Annotated in this window: 2 protein-coding genes and 1 pseudogene; 2 read left to right on the top strand and 1 reads right to left on the bottom strand. The window is 58.0% G+C overall.

Annotated features, from left to right (window positions below; translation table 11 throughout):
* The first annotated feature begins 56 nt into the window (after positions 1–56).
* Complete coding sequence (locus HMPREF2959_RS05425; protein ID WP_002243855.1) at positions 57–2,072, top strand: prolyl oligopeptidase family serine peptidase; 2,016 nt, start codon at positions 57–59, stop codon at positions 2,070–2,072.
* A 113-nt stretch (positions 2,073–2,185) separates the two neighbouring features.
* Here the strand turns inward: HMPREF2959_RS05425 and HMPREF2959_RS05420 are convergent, their stop codons facing one another.
* The gene (locus tag HMPREF2959_RS05420) at positions 2,186–3,142 is read right to left on the bottom strand and encodes a helix-turn-helix transcriptional regulator (protein ID WP_002243047.1); all 957 of its coding nucleotides are present in this window, start codon (positions 3,140–3,142) and stop codon (positions 2,186–2,188) included.
* Positions 3,143–3,377: 235 nt separating this feature from the next.
* On the opposite strand from HMPREF2959_RS05420, the pseudogene HMPREF2959_RS05415 reads away from it, so the two are divergent.
* Positions 3,378–4,340 (top strand): annotated as a pseudogene (locus HMPREF2959_RS05415) (siderophore ABC transporter substrate-binding protein).
* The last annotated feature ends 382 nt before the right edge of the window (positions 4,341–4,722 follow it).

Genomic DNA, 4,722 nt, shown 5'->3' with positions numbered 1-4,722 from the left:
TTGTCCTGATTTTTGTTAATCCACTATAAAGACCTGCCCAACCCTCAAGGACCCCGATGAAATCCTACCCCGACCCCTACCGCCATTTTGAAAACCTCGATTCCGCCGAAACGCAAAACTTCGCTGCTGAAGCGAATGCCGAAACGCGCGCGCGTTTTTTAGAAAACGACAAGGCGCGCACGCTGTCGGACGGCATTTTGGCGCAGATGCAGGACACGCGGCAGATTCCGTTTTGTCAGGAACACCGCGCGCGGATGTACCATTTCCATCAGGACGCGGAGTATCCGAAGGGCGTGTACCGCGTGTGTGCGGCGGCGACGTATCGTTCCGGCTATCCCGAGTGGAAAATCCTGTTTTCAGTGGCGGATTTCGACGAGCTGCTCGGCGACGATGTGTATTTGGGCGGCGTGTCGCACTTGGTGGAAAAGCCCGACCGTGCGTTGTTAACACTGAGCAAATCGGGCGGCGATACGGCGTACACGCTGGAAGTGGATTTGGAAGCAGGGGAGTTGGTAGAAGGCGGTTTTCACTTTCCGGCAGGCAAAAACCATGTGTCGTGGCGCGATGAAAACAGCGTGTGGGTGTGTCCGGCCTGGGACGAGCGGCAGTTGACCGAATCGGGCTATCCGCGCGAGGTGTGGCTGGTGGAACGCGGCAAAAGTTTCGAGGAAAGCCTGCCGGTGTACCAAATCGGCGAAGACGGGATGATGGTGAACGCGTGGCGTTACCTCGATCCGCAGGGTTCGCCGATTGATTTGATTGAAGCGTCTGACGGTTTTTACACCAAAACCTATTTGCAGGTGTCGGCCGAAGGCGAGGCGAAACCGTTAAACCTGCCTGCTGATTGCGATGTGGTCGGCTATCTGGCGGGGCATCTTTTGCTGACGCTGCGCAAGGACTGGCACCGCGCGAACCAAAGCTATCCGAGCGGCGCGCTGGTAGCGGTGAAACTGAATCGCGGCGAAATCGGGGCGGCGCAGCTTTTGTTTGCGCCTGATGAAACGCAGGCATTGGAAAGCGTGGAAACGACCAAGCGTTTTGTCGTGGCGAGTCTGCTGGAAAACGTACAAGGCCGTCTGAAAGCGTGGCGTTTTACCGACGGCAAATGGCAGGAAGCCGAACTGCCGCGCCTGCCCTCGGGCGCGTTGGAAATGACCGACCAACCGTGGGGTGGCGACGTGGTTTACCTTGCCGCCAGCGATTTCACCACGCCGCTGACGCTGTTTGCGCTGGATTTGAACGTGATGGAACTGACCGTCATGCGCCGTCAGCCGCAGCAGTTCGATTCAGACGGCATCAACGTGCAGCAGTTTTGGACGACTTCGGCTGACGGCGAGCGCATTCCTTATTTCCACGTCGGCAAAAACGCCGCGCCCGACATGCCGACGCTGGTCTATGCCTACGGCGGTTTCGGCATTCCCGAATTGCCGCATTATCTGGGCAGCATTGGCAAATATTGGCTGGAAGAGGGCAATGCCTTTGTATTGGCGAACATCCGCGGCGGCGGCGAGTTCGGCCCGCGCTGGCATCAGGCGGCGCAGGGAATCAGCAAACACAAAAGCGTCGACGATTTGCTTGCCGTCGTGCGCGATTTGTCCGAACGCGGCATGAGTTCGCCCAAACACATCGGTTTGCAGGGCGGCAGCAACGGCGGCCTGATTACCGCCGCTGCCTTTGTGCGCGAGCCGCAAAGCATCGGCGCGCTGGTGTGCGAAGTGCCGCTGACCGACATGATCCGTTATCCGCTGCTGTCCGCCGGTTCAAGTTGGACGGACGAATACGGCAATCCGCAGAAATACGAAGTCTGCAAACGCTGGCTGGGCGAATTGTCGCCGTATCACAATCTTTCAGACGACGTGCCATACCCGCCCGCGCTTATTACCACCAGCCTCAGCGATGACCGCGTCCATCCCGCCCACGCGCTCAAGTTCTACGCCAAACTGCGCGAAACCTCGCCGCAATCTTGGCTCTACTCTCCGGACGGCGGTGGCCATACCGGCAACGGCACGCAACGTGAATCCGCCGACGAACTCGCCTGCGTCTTGCTGTTTTTGAAAGAGTTTTTGGGCTAAGGTCGGGGAGCGGCACTGCCGCCGCGAATGAAAAAAGGTCGTCTGAAACTGCTTTTTCAGACGACCTTTTTTAATGGTTGTTTCAAATCAAAATATCTATGCCGCCGGCCCCATCAGCACTTCTTCACATCCGAAGGCAAAAATCCGTAATGCCGTCTGAACGCTTCGTTGAACCGTCCCGCGTGGCGGTAGCCGCAAAAGTGCATGGCGGCTTGGACGGTGCTGCCGGATTCGATGAGGGCGAGCGCGTGTTCCAGCCGCAGGCGGCGCAGGCATCCGGCGACGGTTTCGCCGGTTTGCGCTTTGAAATAGCGTTTCAGGTAGCATTCGTTCAGTCCGACGCGGCGGGCGATTTCGGCGATGGTCAGCGGACGGACGAATTCGTGTTGCAGGATGTCGGCGGCTTCGTCTATGCGCCGACGGCGGTAACCGTTGTCGTGGCGGCGGAAGGTGAAGCGCAATAATCGGGCGGAGAGTTCCAGCGCGGCGGCTTCGTCGGCAAGCAGGCCGAAGCCGTCCGATTCGAACGAGCGTTGCAGCAGTGGGCAGGCCGCCGCCGTCAGTGCCGCTGCGTTTTGCGCCAGCCGTTGCAGGGTGAATCGGCCTATCGTTTGCGGCGAAAACAGGCGTTCGTCCAGCAAGCCTTCGTCGTGCCAGCGGCGCAGTTTTTCCAGCGAAAAATCCAAATGCAGCGCGCACATGCCGCTGTTGTCGGGCAACAGGGTTTCGGATACGTCCGCCAACTCGCCGCGTACCAGCCAGATTTCGCCGGCAGACGGGCGGTATTCCCTGCCGCCCATTTGTAACCGGTTCTGCCCCGACACCATGACGAACAAGGCGCAGTTGTGGCTGAAATTGTGGATTTCGGTGGGAAACGCGCCCGTTCCGCCGCCGCGCATCCGCGACAAGGTGATGCCCGAGTCGAAGCGGTTGATGCACATTTCCAGATGCAAACCGGGCTGTTTTGCCTGCGCAATGAGCGCGCTGTCGGAACAGCCGTCCAACGCCCAGCCGGATTTATCGGAGCGGACATAGGTTTGGTACTGGCGGTAGATGGCGGCGGTGTTCATGATTGGATAGGAACGAGTTGTCTAACAAATGAATTAAATAGGAATTATTACCAATAATCAAGCGCAGGGATTGGTTGAAACGGAAAAGGTCGTCTGAAAGGGTGTTTCAGACGACCTTTTCCGTATCGGGAATTTGTTTTGCCGTATCGGGAATTTTGCGTTTTGCGGCGTGGTTTCTGCAGGTTGTTTGCTTAATAATAAACATTCTTATTCGTATGCAAAGGAACCGCACACCGTGAAACCGCGTTTTTATTGGGCAGCCTGCGCCGTCCTGCTGACCGCCTGTTCGCCCGAACCTGCCGCCGAAAAAACTGTATCCGCCGCATCCGCATCTGCCGCCACACTGACCGTGCCGACCGCGCGGGGCGATGCCGTTGTGCCGAAGAATCCCGAACGCGTCGCCGTGTACGACTGGGCGGCGTTGGATACGCTGACCGAATTGGGCGTGAATGTGGGCGCAACCACCGCGCCGGTGCGCGTGGATTATTTGCAGCCTGCATTTGACAAGGCGGCAACGGTGGGGACGCTGTTCGAGCCCGATTACGAAGCCCTGCACCGCTCAATCCTCAGCTTATCATTACCGGCGGGCCGGGCGCGGAAGCGTATGAACAGTTGGCGAAAAACGCGACCACCATAGATCTGACGGTGGACAACGGCAATATCCGCACCAGCGGCGAAAAGCAGATGGAGACCTTGGCGCGGATTTTCGGCAAGGAAGCGCGCGGCGGAATTGAAGGCGCAGATTGACGCACTGTTCGCCCAAACGCGCGAAGCCGCCAAAGGCAAAGGACGCGGGCTGGTGCTGTCGGTTACGGGCAACAAGGTGTCCGCCTTCGGCACGCAGTCGCGGTTGGCAAGTTGGATACACGGCGACATCGGCCTACCGCCTGTAGACGAATCTTTACGCAACGAGGGGCACGGGCAGCCTGTTTCCTTCGAATACATCAAAGAGAAAAACCCCGATTGGATTTTCATCATCGACCGTACCGCCGCCATCGGGCAGGAAGGGCCGGCGGCTGTCGAAGTATTGGATAACGCGCTGGTACGCGGCACGAACGCTTGGAAGCGCAAGCAAATCATCGTCATGCCTGCCGCGAACTACATTGTCGCGGGCGGCGCGCGGCAGTTGATTCAGGCGGCGGAGCAGTTGAAGGCGGCGTTTGAAAAGGCAGAACCCGTTGCGGCGGGGAAAGAGTAGGGAGTCGTCTGAAAACGGAGCTTCCGAAGGAAGCGGGGGGTTTCTGCGAAGCTAAAGTGCGGTTTCAACGAATTGAAAAGCAGCCTGTATTTTGAAAATACCGCTCAAGCAAACCTACGGTTTGCCGCCCTCTCCCTAGCCCTCTCCCACAGGGAGAGGGGATTGGGGTGCAGGCTGTCTTTAAGCTTCAGGCGATTTTTAACTCTTGTTGAAACTGCGATTTCAGAAGCTCCGTTTTAGCTTCGCAGAAACTCCGCTTCCTTCGAAAGCTCCGTTTTCAGACGACCTTTTGGAGTACCGCAGGCACACGCATCGAACGGCTGAATCAAAGTTCAGACCGATGGCAGCCCGCACCCGAGTTTATGCGGCAAACAGCGAGGCT

The sequence above is a fragment of the Neisseria sp. HMSC070F02 genome, from assembly GCF_001814225.1.
In the GTDB taxonomy this organism is placed as follows: domain Bacteria; phylum Pseudomonadota; class Gammaproteobacteria; order Burkholderiales; family Neisseriaceae; genus Neisseria; species Neisseria meningitidis.
Note: the sequence above shows the minus strand (reverse complement) of the source record. Positions and strands in the feature narration are given on the sequence as shown.

Excerpts from the sequence above, each read along its gene's own strand:
- HMPREF2959_RS05425 (WP_002243855.1), top strand. The coding sequence starts at position 57 with ATGAAATCCTACCCCGACCCCTACCGCCATTTTGAAAACCTCGATTCC.
- HMPREF2959_RS05420 (WP_002243047.1), bottom strand. The coding sequence starts at position 3,142 with ATGAACACCGCCGCCATCTACCGCCAGTACCAAACCTATGTCCGCTCC.